Below are 14,115 nucleotides of genomic sequence, written 5' to 3' on the forward strand. Positions count from 1 at the left end.
GGGGTTGCGGCGCACCGGGGCCGGCGCGCGGACGCCCTGCATGATGGTACCGATTGCCTCGGGATGCCAGCGCGTCGACGCGCAGAATCGGCTGCTATGCTGCTTGGCACCCTGTTGCATCGAAGCTGAGCGCCGCTTATCGGAGAGAGCCTGCCATGTCCCTGTCGCCATCCCTGAGCCAGTTACGCGAGCCCAACGCATTTCTCCACCGGCACCTGGGGCCCGATGCCGAGGAGCAGCAGGCGATGCTTGCCAGCCTCGGGCTGGGGAGTCGGATCGAGCTGGTCGAGCAGACGGTGCCGCCGGGCATCCGCCTCAATCGCGCCCTGGACCTGCCACCGGCACTGGATGAACAGGCGGCCCTGGCCAAGCTCAAGGGGTATGCCGCGCAGAACCAAGTCTGGACCAGCCTGATCGGCATGGGTTACCACGGCACCCTGACGCCGACGGTGATCCTGCGCAACGTGTTGGAAAACCCCGGTTGGTACACCGCCTACACGCCCTACCAACCGGAAATCGCCCAGGGCCGACTCGAAGCCCTGCTGAATTTCCAGCAGATGACCATCGACCTCACTGGCCTTGATCTGGCCAACGCCTCCTTGCTGGACGAGGCCACCGCAGCGGCCGAAGCCATGGCCCTGGCCAAGCGCGTGGCCAAGTCCAGGAGCAATCTGTTTTTTGTCGATGAACACTGCCATCCCCAGACCATCTCCGTGGTGCGCACCCGGGCCGAGGGGTTCGGTTTCGAGGTGATCGTCGACGCTGTGGATAACTTGCCCGCGCATCAGGTGTTTGGCGCGCTGTTGCAGTACCCGGATACCCACGGCGAGATCCGCGACCTGCGGCCGTTGATCGATCAGTTGCATGCCCAGCAGGCCCTGGCCTGTGTGGCCACCGATCTGCTCAGCCTGTTGGTACTGACCCCGCCCGGCGAGCTGGGGGCCGATGTGGTCCTGGGCTCCTCCCAGCGCTTCGGCGTGCCCATGGGATACGGCGGTCCTCATGCAGCGTTTTTCGCTTGTCGCGACGAATACAAGCGGGCGATGCCCGGGCGCATCATCGGCGTGTCCAAGGATGCCCGCGGGCAGGTGGCCTTGCGCATGGCTCTGCAAACCCGCGAGCAGCATATCCGCCGCGAGAAGGCCAACTCCAACATCTGCACCGCCCAGGTGCTGCTGGCCAACATCGCCGGCTTCTATGCGGTCTATCACGGTCCGGCTGGCCTCAAGCGCATTGCCCAGCGGGTGCATCGATTGACCTGCATCCTCGCTGCGGGCCTTGAGCGCCACGGCATAACGCGGGTCAACCGGCACTTCTTCGACACCCTGACCCTGGAGGTGGGCGGCAGTCAGACCGCGATCATCGAGAGCGCCAAGGCGCTGCAGATCAACCTGCGGATTCTCGGCCGTGGCCAGTTGGGCCTGAGCCTTGATGAGACCTGTGACGAAACCACCGTGGCCCGGCTGTTGGACGTGTTTCTCGGCGCGGATCATGGATTGGACGTCGCCGAACTGGATGCCGAGGTGCTGGCCTCGGGTCTTCCTGACAGCCTGTTGCGCCGCAGCCCCTACCTGACGCATCCGGTGTTCAGCGCCCATCACAGCGAAACCCGGATGCTGCGCTACCTCAAACAACTGGAGAACAAGGACCTGGCGCTCAACCAGTCGATGATCCCCTTGGGCTCCTGCACCATGAAGCTCAATGCCAGCAGCGAGATGGTCCCCATCACCTGGCCGGAATTCGCCAACCTGCACCCCTTTGCACCTCGGGAGCAGGCCGTCGGCTACACCTTGATGATCGAGGAACTGGAGCGTTGGTTGTGCGCCATCACCGGCTTCGATGCCATCTGCATGCAGCCCAACTCCGGTGCCCAGGGCGAATACGCGGGGTTGCTGGCCATTCGTCGTTACCACGAGAGCCGCCAGCAAGGCGGGCGGCACATTTGCCTGATACCGGCCTCGGCCCATGGCACCAACCCGGCCTCGGCCCAAATGGCCGGGATGCAGGTGGTGATCGTCGAATGCGATGAGGCTGGCAACGTCGACCTGGAGGATCTGACGGCCAAGGCCCAGGCCGCCGGTGATCGGCTGTCCTGCCTGATGGCCACTTACCCCTCGACCCATGGCGTCTATGAAGAGGGCATCAGCCAGATCTGTGAAGTTATCCACAGCCACGGCGGCCAGGTGTACATGGACGGCGCCAACCTCAATGCCCAGGTGGGCCTGACTCGGCCTGCGGACATCGGCGCCGATGTCTCGCACATGAACCTGCACAAGACGTTCTGTATTCCCCATGGCGGCGGCGGGCCGGGGATGGGGCCGATCGGCGTGCGAGCCCATCTGGCGCCCTTTGTCGCCAATCACCCGGTGGTGCCCATCGACGGGCCGCTTGCAGAGAATGGCGCGGTCAGTGCGGCGCCCTGGGGCAGCGCCAGTATCTTGCCCATCAGCTGGATGTACATCGCTTTGATGGGGCCGCAACTGGCGGATGCCAGCGAGGTGGCGATCCTCGCCGCCAACTACCTGGCCGCCCAGCTCAGCGGCGCCTTCCCGGTGCTCTATAGCGGGCGTAATGGCCGAGTGGCCCATGAATGCATCCTCGACCTGCGGCCGCTCAAGGCGCTGACCGGGATTACCGAGGAGGATGTGGCCAAGCGTCTGATGGATTACGGCTTTCATGCCCCGACCATGTCCTTCCCGGTGCCGGGCACGCTGATGGTGGAACCCACCGAAAGCGAGTCCAAGGCTGAGCTGGACCGCTTTGTCGAGGCCATGCTGAGCATTCGTGCCGAGATCGCCCAGGTCCAGGAGGGCAACTGGCCGGCCGAGGACAATCCGCTCAAGGGGGCTCCCCATACCCTGGCGGACATCACCGGGATCTGGGAGCGGCCCTACAGCATCGAGCAGGCGGTGCTGCCCAGTGGCCATGCCCGGGCCCACAAGTACTGGCCTGCGGTGAACCGAGTGGACAACGTCTACGGCGATCGCAACCTGTTCTGCGCCTGTGTCCCGGTGGCGGCCTATCGCTGAGTCCGCCTCAGTAGTGCTGGCGTAGCCGCGTGGGACGGCTGCCGTGGGCGCGGCCCCGGTGTGGCTGACTCTCCAGGGGATAGAGGTGCAGCAGCTCTTCTTCGCTGACCTGGTTGCTCAGGCCCAGCTCCAGCTCCGGGCAGTCCAGGTCCAGCCAGTCGCCGTGCTGCAGCTGCAGTTCGTTCTCACGCCGGCAGGCACTGTGGAACACGTAGTGGACCATGCCCGGTTGCAGGAACTGCTCATGCTGTTCGAGGAAGGCCTGGGAGTATTTGCGGATCGCCCACCAGTTCTGCAGATCAAGGCGATAGCTGAGGTAGGACAACTGCACGCCCTGGCGTTCAACCCGTACATTGAGTGACAGGCTGCTCTGCAGCTCGCCGAGGATCAGCGCCGGAGTGATGGCGCACTGGCGCAGGCGTGATTGTGCGCAGGAACTGGCGTCCTGGCGGCTGAGCAACGGGTCATGGATGTCATGACCCAGGCTGAAGCCGACAAAGCGCAGTTGCTTGAAGTGGTCCACCAGATACACGCAGAACACGCCCGGCTGACTGCAAATGCTCAGGGCGTGATACGGGATCATCAGCGCCTCGCCGTCGGTCTTGAGCAGGCTGCCGTTGCCCTTGTAGAACCAGCCCTGGCGGGTGTTCGGGGTGTTCAGGCTGACCTCGCTGACCTGGGCCAGGAGGCTGTCGCTGGGTTTGAGTGGCGGACGCAGCGGCCCTTGCGGGTGTCCCTCGCAAGGCTGTTGCGGATGGGCTGGCAGGCTGCGCAGGTACTCGCTCCAATCCAGGTGTCGGCGGGCGCAGAAATGCAGGGTTTCGTATAACCCACCGTGTTCGGACAGGGCATGCATGCTGCGACCATTGTGCAAGTCGAACAGCCCGATGGCGCGCTGTTCCTTGTGGCAGACATCCAGCAACAGCAGGTAATCGTCCATGATTCTCTAGTCCTTCAGGGGCAAGGGGGCGGGGAGGATGGGCAGCGGCTCGGGGGCTCGCGTCCGGCGAGGTTCGAGCGCACTTTCCTTGAGCAGAAATGACATCAGCAAGCCGATCAGGCTGCCGCTCAGGGCCACGTACAGGATCGACGGCAGGCCGAAATGGCTGGCGGCAAACCCGGCCACGGCCGGGGACAGCCCGCCCCCGAGAATCTCGCCGAAACCCACGACAATCCCGGTCGCCGTCGGCAGCAGGGCCGGGGTCACGGATTCACTGGTCAGCGGGCCGACCGTCATGCAGATCAGGCTGAAATTGAAAAACGACAGCAGGAACAACAGCAGAAACAGCAGCCAGGGAATCGCCGGGCTGACGATCAGCAGGCCCACCAGGGTGCTGCTGGTCATGAAACAGGCCGATACCACCGGTTTGCGTCCGAGGCGGTCGGACATTCCAGGAATGATCAATTGGCCGATGAAGCCGCCCAGGCCGATGGCCGAGATGACAAAGGCCATGGACAGGGTTTCCAGGTGCAGGTGGTCGGTCAGGTAACTGGGCAGCATGGCGCAGAGCACGAACTGACAGGTGAGGATGCAGAACATGATCAGGATGTTCAGGCTGACGTTGCCGCTCTTGAACGCCACCAGCCAGTTGCGCCCGGCGCTGCCAGACAGGCCTGCGGTGGAGGGCGCCGGCAGCGGCCGGTAGACCTTCCACAGGTAGCCGGCCAGCAGCAGGCCCGGCAGGGAAATGATGGCGAACACCGCCCGCCACGAGCCGGAAAGCTGCAGCAGGTAGGCGGCGATCAGTGGCCCCAGGCACAGGCCGAGAATCGGGAACAGCGCCTGCTGGATACCCAGGTTCAGCCCGCGTCGGTCAGGGCGCGAGACTTCGTTGGTAACAATGATGCTGGTCGGGGTAAAGGCGCCTTCGCAGATGCCCATCAACCCGCGCAGGATCACCAGCCCCAGCACGCCGGTGGCCAGCGCGGAGAAGCCGGACAGCAGCGACAGCACGGCAATCGAGGCCACCAGCACGCGGCGGGTGCCCAGGCGTTCGATCACGCCGCCCATGCCCAGGGCGGACAGCCCCCAGGTGAAGGCCAGCGCGGCGGACAGGTAGCCCAGGTCCTGATAGTCCAGTTGCAGGTCGTGCATGATCACCGGAAACAGCGGCAGGATGATGAAGCGATCAAGCCCCACCAGCCCGAAACTCAGTGACAGCAACAGCACCATGGATCTTTCGTAACGGCTGTCGGCAGCCGTGGTTGGTATTCCAGCGTTCATCGCTCTGCTTCCTTGAAAACCATGAACCCGGCGCGGCGCGCCGTGAGGGTGCGGCCTGACGTTGCCTTACAGCCCGGCAACGTCAGGTCGGACAGACGCAGGTTTTCCCGTCAGGCGGTCCACTCACCGACGGCCATTTCCGCAGTGAAGCCTGGGCCGAAGGCTGCCAGCAGGCCGATATCGCCGCGATTCAGGTTGGAATCGAACTGGCGCTTGAGCACGTCGAACACCACCACGCTGGCGATGTTGCCGGCTTCCGAGAGGCTGCTGCGCGATTGCGAGACCCGGTTCGAGGCCAGGTCCAGGTGCATCACCAGCTCGTCGAGGATCTTGCGTCCCCCGGTGTGGAAGATGAAGAAGTCGTTGTGCGCGCAGTTCTGTTCGAACGTCTCGTAGTTGAGCTTCTCCATCACCGGCGCCACATCCTTGATGGAGTTCATCACCGCCTTGTCCAGGGTGAAGTGGAAGCCGGTGTCCTTCACGTCATATTTGATGTAGTGCTCGCTCTTGGGCAGGAAGAACGACTCGGTCTTCTTGATCTTGAAACCGCCGGCCTGGTCGTCGGCGCGCAGCACGCAGGCCGACACCGCATCGCCGAACAGGGCCGCGGAGATGAAGGCATGCAGCTTGGTGTCGTCTGGCTGATAGCACAGCGAAGAGAACTCCAGGGACACGATCAGCACATGGTTGCGTGCATCGAGCCGGGCGAAATCGTTGGCCCGGTTGATGGCCGCGGCACCGGCCACGCAGCCCAGCTGGGCGATGGGCAGTTGCACGGTGGAATTGGGCAGGCCGAGGTCGTTGATCAGGTGCGCGGTCAGCGACGGCATCATGAAGCCGGTGCAGGAGGTGACGATCACCATGCGGATGTCGCTGATCTGCAACCCGGCATTTTCGATGGCCTGGCGCGCCGCCGCCGACGACATCTGCCGGGCTTCACGCTCATAGACGATGCTGCGGTGGGTGAAGCCGGTGTGTACCGCCAGTTCGTCGATCGGTAGCACCAGATGGCGCTCGTTGACTTCAGTGTTGGCGATCATGCGTTTGGCCAGGGCCATGCGCGGATGGTCGGCGTGGAGGTTTTCCAGGTGATCAACCATCTGCTGTTGGGTGATCTTGTGTTGCGGAAACATGACGTGTGGAAGGCAAAGAGTAGACATGATGGGTCCTTGGCTCTAAGTAAGCCAATAAGTTAAGGGGTGGGGATAGTCCCCGTTCATAGGCACAGGAATCTGTAGGCCCTAAAGGAAATCAGGGCCTTAAGGCAACTTCGAGGCGTGAAGCGGCCGTTGATGTAACTTTTAAGTTGGATTTTATTTTAATGGCTAACTTCAAGGTGCCTTATATAAAGGCACCTTGAACAACAACTTATATATCCAGTACGAACTTATAAGCGTATTGCCAGGCCAGGTTGCTTTCGCGCACATGCTTGCGAATCACCATGCGCACTGGCGCGCCGACTTTCAGCTGCTGTGGATCGCAGACATCGACGATCTCCGAGGCAATCACCAGGCCGTCATCCAGGCGCACCATGGCCATGACGCGCGGCACGGTTTCGCCATAACCCATGGCGGCCAGGACCGGGTTCTCGGCGTGGGCCATGACTTCGATCTTGCCCGTGCGCTTGCAGCGGTAAGGCTTCACGCTCAGGGAATTGCAGGCGCCGCAGACGGTGCGCCTTGGGAAGAAGATTTCGTTGCACTCTTCGCACTGGCTGCCTTCGAGGCGGTACTTGCCGCCATGCTCGCGCCATTCGCGGAGCATGCTGGCAGTGGTCATTCTGTGGATCTGTTCTGGGTACATGGACATGGTCCGGGCTCCTTAGTCGTTCGAGAGGACAATCACTGAGTTGTGCGCCGCATAACCGCCAAGGTTCTGCGACACGCCGATGCGTGCGCCCTTGACCTGGTTGTCGGATTCACCCCTCAGCTGCCGGAACAGCTCGGTGATGTGCAGGATGCCGTCGCAGCCCGAGGCGTGGCCGCGGCCGATGTTGCCGCCGTCGGTGTTCAGTGGCAGTTGGCCGTCCAGGGCGATGCCGCCTTCGAGTACGAAGTCGCCGGCCTGGCCCTTGCCGCAGATGCCCATGGATTCCATCTGGATCAGCCCGGCGCCGAGCAGGTCGTAGACCTGGGCCACGTCGATGTCCTTGGCGGTGATCCCGGCTTTCTTGTAGGCAATTTCCGCGCAGGCGATGGAGTTGGCCGAGACGGCCATGCCCACGTCCTTGGGCAGGCCCGGGTGATGCAGGGTCGGATTGTGGAAGCGCGTGCCGAAGTAGTGTGAGACCCCGGTGTAGGCACAGCCGCGCACGAACACCGGCTTGTCGGTGTACTTGTGGGCCAGGTGTTCGGCCACCAGGATGGCGCAGCCACTGGCTTCGCCCCAGGCCAGCATCGAACCGCAGGCTTCGCTGTTCTTCAGCGCTTCCAGGGTGGGAATCGGCTGGCCATAGCGGGTGGCGGTCGGGGTGTTGTGGGCATAGATGCGCATCTGCCGGCCAAATGTGGCCAGTACATCAGCCTCGCGACCGGCGTAGCCGAACTTCTGGAAGTACTCGGCGGTGGCCAGGGCGAAGGCGTCAGTGTGGGAGATGCCGAGGAAGTAATCGTATTCACATTCAGTGCTGGAGCCGATGTACTCGGCGTAGTTGAAGTGATCGGTCATCTTCTCGAAACCGCCGCACAGGACGATGTCGTACTCACCGGACGCGACCATCTGGTGACCCATCTGGAACGACACCGAACTGCTGGTGCAGTTGGCGGTGCTCATGAAGGTCGGCGCCGGGCTGATGCCCAGGGCGTCGGAAATGGTCGGCCCCAGGCCGCCATATTCGGAAATGCCTTCACCGTGATAACCATAGGCGACCCCCTGGATTTCCCGGGGGTGCATCTTGGCGTCCTTGAGGGCTTTATAGGCGGACTCGACGATCATTTCCTTGAACGTCTGCCGAACTCGTGAACTTCCGGGCTTCGGCGTATAGGCGGCCGAAACGATTGCAACACGACGTGCGCACATGTACATGCTCCTTGCGTAGACAGGCGTAATCAGAGGTAGGCGGTCAGGGCGTAGTCAGCCCGCAGGTACTTGAACTCGTACTTGATGGAGGTGCCGTAATCGACATAGGTCTTGGCTTCGAGCAGTTCGCGCAGGGGTGTGTTGTGCTTCTGGTACTGCTCGATGGCGTCGGTGACGGTCAGGGCAATGGCGTCACTGCCGGCCCCGAAACCATAGGACACCATGAGGATCTTCTGCCCCGGACGGGCCTGGTCCAGCACGTTGATCAGGCCGAGCAGCGGGCTGGCGGCGCCAGTGTCACCCACATCGCCGGCGTAGATCCCCGGTTCGATCTGCTTGGTGTTGAAACCCAGGTGCTTGCCCAGGGAATAGGGCGTGGACACCAGGTTCTGCTGGAACACCACGTAGTCATAGTCGGCGGCGCTGGTACGCAGTTTGGCCATCAGGCCTTCGGCGGCGCGGCGGGTCTGATCTTCCAGGCCGATGCTGTTCTTGTCCGAGCCCAGGCCCATCCCGGAACGAATGTAGCGATCGCCCTGGGGGCGGATGTTGTCGGCGATATCGGCGGCGCAGGAAAAACTGCCGTCAAACTCGGCGATGACGTTCTGATTGCCGATCAGCAGGGCGGCGGCGCCGGCTCCAGCATAGGACTCGGTCAGGTCGCCCGGCGCGGTGTTACGGTTGATGGTGTCGGCGCCGATGGCCAGGGCGCTGCCGGTCATGCCGGAGGCCACCAGGGCCTGGCAGATCTGCAGGGCGGAGGTGCCGGACTTGCCGGCAAACTGCACGTCGGCGCAATAGGCGTCGTAACCGCTGCCGAGCATTTCCAGGATGATCGAAGCCGAGGCTCGTGAGTCGTAGGGGTTGGTGCAGGTACCCAGGTACAGGGCTTCGAGCTCATGGCCGGGGACTTTATCCAGGGCCCGTTGCGCCGCCAGCACACCGAGGGTGATGACATCTTCATCGGGCTGCAGCACGGCTCTTTCAGTGACGCCGAGGTTTTCCTCGACCAGCTTGAGCTCGGTGTTTTTCCAGACGTTGATCACGTCCTGGACTTTGAGGCGGCATACCGGAATACCCGCGCCATAGCTGACAATGCCTACTTTTTTCACGTTCATTTTCCTCTTGATTCCATTCTTTTTGAGAAAACTGGGTCGTGCCTGCTCAGAAGCACCCTTGAAACATACGGAAAACAATTTTGCTGTCTGTCTCGTGGCGACACCGCATAAACCGGCGGCCCAGAGGGGGGGGACAGCAGACTCCGAATAGGGGAAAACCCACTCGAAAGCTGTTTTTCTTAACCTCTCTATGCTATGATACGGAACGTTTCGTTTAGTAATAATTTCAGACGATCTAGTCTCTTTTTGGGAAGCGGGCCGCAGCCTCGAATCCGAGGGACTCGCAGTTGCAGGGCCTGATTTACTCAACCCTAATGAGATACTTTAAAAACTAGATAGATCGGTGCAAGAAGTTCATGATTCTTTTAAGAATGAAACGAAACGGACCGTTTCATTTCGATTCGGAGGAATCCTATACCCTGCGTTGCGTTTGTCAAGCGCCCTGCCTGGAGATTTTTTATTGTGGCTCGTACCCCATCTCGCAGCTCCATCGGCTCGTTGCGAAGTCCCCATACCCATAAAGCCATCCTCAGTTCCACCATCGAAATCCTTAAGGAATGCGGTTATTCCGGGCTTAGTATCGAGTCCGTCGCCCGCCGGGCGGGTGCCAGCAAGCCGACGATCTATCGGTGGTGGTCGAACAAGGCGGCATTGATCGCGGAAGTTTATGAAAACGAGAGTGAACAGGTCAGGAAATTTCCTGATCTCGGCTCGTTCAAGGCGGATCTCGACTTTTTGCTACGCAATCTCTGGAAAGTCTGGCGAGAAACCATATGCGGAGAGGCTTTCCGCTGTGTCATCGCTGAAGCGCAGTTGGATCCAGCAACATTGACCCAGCTCAAGGATCAATTCATGGAGCGCAGAAGGGAGTTGCCGAAAAAACTGGTGGAAAATGCCATCAGCAATGGCGAGCTCCCCAAGGACACCAACCGTGAATTGCTGCTGGATATGATTTTTGGTTTTTGCTGGTATCGGTTGCTGACCGAGCAGTTGACGGCGGAACAGGACATTGAGGAGTTCACTTCTCTGCTGATCAACGGTGTTTGTCCTGATACGCCACGTTGATTCATTGCCAGCCATTAAGCCCTTGAGTTGTGCGGGCTTAATGGCTGTTGTTTCAGGCTGAAGTCGCGCCGAACTCCCGATACAGGTCCGGCAGGAAGCTGGCCAGATGATTGAACTCGCACATATCGTGCACGGCAAATTCATAGGCCAGGGTTTCCAGCTCGGCTTCGCCAAAGCCACTTTCCTTGAGCAGCGCCGATGCTTTTTCAGCTCCGGGAAAGCGGGCCATCGATGGGTGCGATCCGACCCAGTAACGGCTGGTCAGGTACATGCCGCCCGGCACCTCCTTGAACAGATGCACCATCAATGACACCGGCACCTCTGGGTGATCGGCCAGGCTCATCAAGGCACTGACGCTGCCGTCGATTTTCGCTTCGCGATACAGGTCAGGGTCAAGGCCCAGGCTGGCTGGTTCCTGAAAATCGATGTGCAGGTGCATCAGGCGATCGCCGACATACTCCGATGCGCAGAAAGTGTTGCCATACAGCCGCTCCTCGAAGCTCAAGGATTCGTCGCTCAGGCGCTGATGGTTCACGCAGGGGTTGCTGACATGGGCGTAGGGGAACCACAGGGTATAGCGCTCCGATTCCGCCGGGTGCCACATGAACCACCACTTGAACATCTGTGCGGTGCAGCCGGGGAAGAACTTGCGGCTTTGCACATAAGCCATCGGCCCCGGTAGCAGGGCGTAGCCGGACTCCTCACTGACGAAGTCCGGGTCGAGCAGACGATTGATGTCCTCGACGCTTGGGGTCAGGGTGTCTTTCAGGTCCATCGGGCCTTGTTGGATCTTGCGTACAGCGGACAGCGGCACGCGCATTTCCGAGCGGAAATACTTGGCGTAGGGCTTGTTTCGGATTGCCACCTGGTTACGCAGGAAGAGCTTCTGCATGGGCAGTGAGAAGTAGGTGAAGGGAGTCATGATGCGCGCTTCCATGCTGATATCCTTTGGCGTGAATTGACGAGTAGCCGCCACGTTCGTGCAATCCGCTCGCGGAGTTGAACGAGAAACTGGCGCTTTTTAGCTAAGCAGTCCATAAGCAAAAGTCAAATTTGAATTTAACTTAGTGAGAGCGTCTATGGTCGTTTCCGCTTCCCCGCCGCCTGCTGCGGCCCGTGCGCCGCGTCAGGATGGCCAGGCAACTCGCCAGCAGATCCTGGAAACGGCTGGCCAGCTCTTTGCCGAGCTGGGGTACGCCAACACCACCAGCAAGCAGATTTGCGAAAACTCCAAGGCCAACAACGCCTCGGTCAACTATCACTTCGAGAACAAGGACGGCCTGTACCGGGCGGTGCTGCGCGAAGCCCACGATCGCCTGGTGCGGATCGAGACCATGATCAGCCTGAGCGAGAGCCAGGACAGTGCCGAAGATAAGCTGCGGGCGATCATCACTGTGCTGATCGAGGGGCTGAACAATCAGCGCGAGGGCTGGGCACTGAAAGTGCTGACCCGCGAGCTGCTGTCGCCTTCGTCGGTGCTGCCGGCGGTTCTGGAGGAGCAGGCGTTCCCCAAGGCGAAGATCGTGCGCACCATTCTCGGCCAAATCATGCACCTGTCGCCGGAAGATCCGGCCACGTTGCGCAGTGCCGTCAGTGTGTTCGCGCCCTGCCTGTTCCTGCTGATCGCCCATCAGCCGCTGGCGCGCAACGTACTGCCCGGCCTGGAGCTGGACCCGCCGGCCCTGATCGAGCACATGATGAGCTATGCCCTGGCTGGCCTGGCGGCGGTGGCCCGGGCTTCTGGCAGAGCCTAGCGTGTCATTCGGGCGAAAAAAAACGCCGACCCTGAGGTCGGCGCTTTCTGTCAGCCATCCCTGGGACGATCCTTACTCCTGTGCGACGGCGTTCTTCGCCAGGATCGCGTTGGCCAGTTCCATATCAGTGGCCTTGAGGCCGGGATTGTCGGCGCGGACTTTCTGCATGGCGGCTTCCAGGTACGGGCCGCGAATGCTGCCTTCGCTGGCGACGAAGCTGCCGGCGTCGTCCTGGGCGGCGACGATCAGCTTGTGATCCTTGAAGGTCAGGTAAGTGGAGCCGGTGGTGGCGCCGGAGGAAATGACGTTACGCCAGAAGGTGTCGGCCATTGCCGAACCAACGGGAAGAGAAAGCAGGGCAAGGGTGGCGACAGCTATTTTCAGACGCATGATGGGTGACTCCAACTGGGGGTTATCTGCACCGTTTGATTCTAGATACCCCAGCGGAGTTCCGTGACCCATCAGTCAAGGTTTTCGACCAGCAGAATGGCGCCTTCCTGGCCAATCACACGTACCCGGGCGCCCACAGGCGCGTCGGCGCCCTTGGCGATCCACACCCCATCGGCGACCTTGATCCGGCCACGGCCGTCAACAATCGCCTGATGCACCACGAAGGTCTTGCCGACCAGCTCCTGCCCTCGCAGGTTCAGGTTCGGCTGGTCGCTGGGGCGCACCACACTGCGTTGGCGACGCCACCAGTAGAGGGCGGTCAGCACCGATAGCAGGCCGAACAGGAGGAACTGCACCTCCCAGGTCAGGCCGGGAATCAGAAAGGTCAGGACCCCTACGGCGGCAGCCGCCAGGCCGATCCACAGCAGGTAGCCGCCGGCACCGAACACTTCGAGAATCAGCAATACGGTGCCCAGGGCCAGCCAGTCCCAGAACGATAGGGCGTGCAGGAATGCCAACATGGATCGGGCCTCAGACCTTCTTGCCGTCGAACGTGGCCTTGACGATTTCGCCAATGCCGCCCACGGCGCCGATCACCTGGCTGGCTTCCAGTGGCATCAGGATCACCTTGCTGTTGTTGGCCGACGCCAGCTTGCCCAGGGCATCGATGTACTTTTGCGCGACGAAGTAGTTGATCGCCTGGACGTTGCCGCTGGCGATCGCCTCGGATACCACCTGGGTCGCCCGGGCCTCGGCTTCGGCCTGGCGCTCCCTGGCTTCGGACTCAAGGAAGGCTGCCTGACGTTCACCCTCGGCTTCCAGAATCTGCGCCTGCTTCTTGCCTTCGGCGGTCAGAATGGCCGCTGCCCGCAGGCCTTCGGCTTCGAGGATCTGGGCACGCTTGACCCGTTCGGCCTTCATCTGCCCGGACATGGCCGCCATCAGGTCGGCAGGCGGGCTGATGTCCTTGATCTCGATACGGGTGATCTTGATTCCCCAGGGCGCGGTGGCTTCGTCAACGGTTCGCAGCAGTTTCTCGTTGATGCCGTCACGTTGGCTCAGCATCGCGTCCAGTTCCATGGAACCGAGCACGGTACGGATATTGGTCTGCAGCAGGTTGCGGATGGCGTGCTCTAGGTTGTTGACCTCGTAGGCCGCCTGGGCGGTGTTGACCACCTGGAAGAAGCACACGGCGTCGATCTGTACCGTGGCGTTGTCGGCGGTGATGACTTCCTGAGGGGGAATGTCCAGCACGCTTTCCATGACGTTGATCTTGCGACCGATGCGGTCCATCACCGGAATGATGATGTTCAGCCCCGGCTTGAGGGTGTTGGTGTAGCGACCAAAGCGCTCCACTGTCCACTGGTAGCCTTGGGGCACGACCTTGAACCCCATGAACACCAGGGCCACCGCGAGGCCGACAAAAAGTAACAGCACGCTTCCGATCTGCATAACATTCACCTGTTCAGTCATTGCTCAAGGGCTCGAGGAGCACGAGTGTACGGCGGTGTCCGGCC

13 protein-coding genes are annotated in these 14,115 nt (G+C 61.4%); 3 read left to right on the forward strand and 10 right to left on the reverse strand.

Going from position 1 to position 14,115, the window contains the following annotated elements; all coding sequences use genetic code 11:
- The first annotated feature begins 155 nt into the window (after positions 1 to 155).
- On the forward strand, positions 156 to 3,029 hold the full coding sequence (gcvP, locus tag J5M73_RS02100) for an aminomethyl-transferring glycine dehydrogenase (RefSeq protein WP_207814968.1): 2,874 nt from the start codon (positions 156 to 158) through the stop codon (positions 3,027 to 3,029).
- Positions 3,030 to 3,036: 7 nt separating this feature from the next.
- On the opposite strand, the gene J5M73_RS02105 is transcribed toward gcvP, so the two are convergent.
- The 6 genes from J5M73_RS02105 to J5M73_RS02130 form a co-directional block, all read right to left on the reverse strand.
- Positions 3,037 to 3,969, reverse strand: a complete 933-nt coding sequence (locus J5M73_RS02105) for a fumarylacetoacetate hydrolase (protein WP_207814970.1) — start codon at positions 3,967 to 3,969, stop codon at positions 3,037 to 3,039.
- Positions 3,970 to 3,975: 6 nt separating this feature from the next.
- Complete coding sequence (locus J5M73_RS02110; protein WP_207814972.1) at positions 3,976 to 5,253, reverse strand: MFS transporter; 1,278 nt, start codon at positions 5,251 to 5,253, stop codon at positions 3,976 to 3,978.
- Positions 5,254 to 5,363: 110 nt separating this feature from the next.
- On the reverse strand, positions 5,364 to 6,413 hold the full coding sequence (locus J5M73_RS02115) for a type III polyketide synthase (protein WP_102862173.1): 1,050 nt from the start codon (positions 6,411 to 6,413) through the stop codon (positions 5,364 to 5,366).
- Between the two features lie 208 nt (positions 6,414 to 6,621).
- Positions 6,622 to 7,062, reverse strand: coding sequence for an OB-fold domain-containing protein (locus J5M73_RS02120; protein WP_102862172.1), 441 nt, complete (start codon positions 7,060 to 7,062; stop codon positions 6,622 to 6,624).
- 12 nt (positions 7,063 to 7,074) lie between these two features.
- Positions 7,075 to 8,271, reverse strand: coding sequence for a thiolase family protein (locus J5M73_RS02125; protein WP_102862171.1), 1,197 nt, complete (start codon positions 8,269 to 8,271; stop codon positions 7,075 to 7,077).
- A 29-nt stretch (positions 8,272 to 8,300) separates the two neighbouring features.
- Positions 8,301 to 9,389, reverse strand: coding sequence for a hydroxymethylglutaryl-CoA synthase (locus tag J5M73_RS02130; RefSeq protein ID WP_102862170.1), 1,089 nt, complete (start codon positions 9,387 to 9,389; stop codon positions 8,301 to 8,303).
- Between the two features lie 462 nt (positions 9,390 to 9,851).
- Between J5M73_RS02130 and J5M73_RS02135 the strand changes: the two genes are divergently transcribed.
- Complete coding sequence (locus J5M73_RS02135; RefSeq protein ID WP_102862169.1) at positions 9,852 to 10,454, forward strand: TetR/AcrR family transcriptional regulator; 603 nt, start codon at positions 9,852 to 9,854, stop codon at positions 10,452 to 10,454.
- A gap of 52 nt (positions 10,455 to 10,506) precedes the next feature.
- On the opposite strand, the gene J5M73_RS02140 is transcribed toward J5M73_RS02135, so the two are convergent.
- Entirely contained in the window at positions 10,507 to 11,391 is an 885-nt protein-coding gene (locus tag J5M73_RS02140) for a 2,4-diacetylphloroglucinol hydrolase (RefSeq protein ID WP_102862168.1), read from the reverse strand.
- Between the two features lie 142 nt (positions 11,392 to 11,533).
- Here J5M73_RS02140 and J5M73_RS02145 point away from each other — a divergent pair, with 142 nt between their 5' ends.
- The gene (locus J5M73_RS02145; RefSeq protein WP_102862167.1) at positions 11,534 to 12,208 is read left to right on the forward strand and encodes a TetR/AcrR family transcriptional regulator; all 675 of its coding nucleotides are present in this window, start codon (positions 11,534 to 11,536) and stop codon (positions 12,206 to 12,208) included.
- Between the two features lie 72 nt (positions 12,209 to 12,280).
- Here the strand turns inward: J5M73_RS02145 and J5M73_RS02150 are convergent, their stop codons facing one another.
- The 3 genes from J5M73_RS02150 to J5M73_RS02160 form a co-directional block, all read right to left on the reverse strand.
- The gene (locus J5M73_RS02150; protein WP_016966055.1) at positions 12,281 to 12,598 is read right to left on the reverse strand and encodes a DUF2388 domain-containing protein; all 318 of its coding nucleotides are present in this window, start codon (positions 12,596 to 12,598) and stop codon (positions 12,281 to 12,283) included.
- Positions 12,599 to 12,669: 71 nt separating this feature from the next.
- Complete coding sequence (locus J5M73_RS02155) at positions 12,670 to 13,119, reverse strand: NfeD family protein (protein ID WP_102862165.1); 450 nt, start codon at positions 13,117 to 13,119, stop codon at positions 12,670 to 12,672.
- Positions 13,120 to 13,129: 10 nt separating this feature from the next.
- Complete coding sequence (locus J5M73_RS02160) at positions 13,130 to 14,050, reverse strand: SPFH domain-containing protein (RefSeq protein ID WP_102862164.1); 921 nt, start codon at positions 14,048 to 14,050, stop codon at positions 13,130 to 13,132.
- Between the last annotated feature and the right edge of the window lie 65 nt (positions 14,051 to 14,115).

This window comes from Pseudomonas sp. 50_B (genome assembly GCF_017491625.1).
Classification (GTDB): Bacteria; Pseudomonadota; Gammaproteobacteria; order Pseudomonadales; family Pseudomonadaceae; genus Aquipseudomonas; species Aquipseudomonas danubii.